1 protein-coding gene is annotated in these 820 nt (G+C 72.1%); it reads left to right on the top strand.

Features of this window, described 5'->3' with window-relative positions:
- Positions 1 to 324 (top strand): ABC transporter C-terminal domain-containing protein (locus AOK24_RS51695; RefSeq protein ID WP_240554314.1); only part of this gene is annotated, 324 nt, incomplete at its 5' end.
- Positions 325 to 820 lie beyond the last annotated feature (496 nt).

Here is an 820-nt window from a genome sequence, read left to right as displayed (position 1 = left end):
CGGATGCTGCCGCGCGGCATCGACGAGTACCTCGAGCGCCGGGCGCGGATGGAGGAGGCGGCGGCTGCCGCCGTTCCGGTGCCGCAGAAGCCGGCCACCGCCGAGAAGAGCGCCGCCGACCAGCGCGCCGCCAAGAAGGAACTCCAGAAGATCGAGCGGCAGTTGGACAAGGTCGCCGCCGCCGAGACCAAGCTCCACGCGCGGATCGCCGAGCACGCCACCGACTTCGCGAAGGTCGCCGAACTCGACGCCGAGCTGCGGGCGTTGGGCGCGGAGCGCGAGGAGCTGGAGATGCGCTGGCTGGAACTCGCCGAGGACGCGTGAGCCCGCGCAGAGCGCCGGAACACGCCGTGAAGGGCGCGTGAAGGCGCGTAACGGAGGCATCACGGCGCCGTCCACCCTTGGATACAGGGGTGGATCTGTCCCGTTCTGCCGTCGGAGGCCAGTGATAGAAAGGGCCATCTGATACGTCCGGTGCGTGGCCGGAAAGCAGTGAACTCATGGGGGAACAGGTCGATGGCTCAGCCGCCGCCGAACGACGGTCACAGCAACGCACCGGGAGGCGGCTTCGGCCCACCGCCGGGTGCTACGCCTCAGGGTGGGGGGTACGGGGTACCAGGGCCGTACGGCGCCCCGCCGCAGCAGCCGGGGTACGGCGCGCCTGAGCAGCCCGCACAGCCCCAGCCGGGCTACGGCGCACCCCAAGCTCCCCAGCAGCCGGCTCAGCCCCCCGTACCTCCGCAGGGCTACGGGTACCCCCAGCCCGGCCCCTACCAAGCCGGCCCCTACGCCGCCCAACCCCCCTACGGCAACCCCCCAC

This window comes from Streptomyces niveiscabiei (assembly GCF_001419795.1).
GTDB classification, from domain to species: domain Bacteria; phylum Actinomycetota; class Actinomycetes; order Streptomycetales; family Streptomycetaceae; genus Streptomyces; species Streptomyces niveiscabiei.
This window is presented reverse-complemented; position numbering and strand designations above follow the sequence as displayed.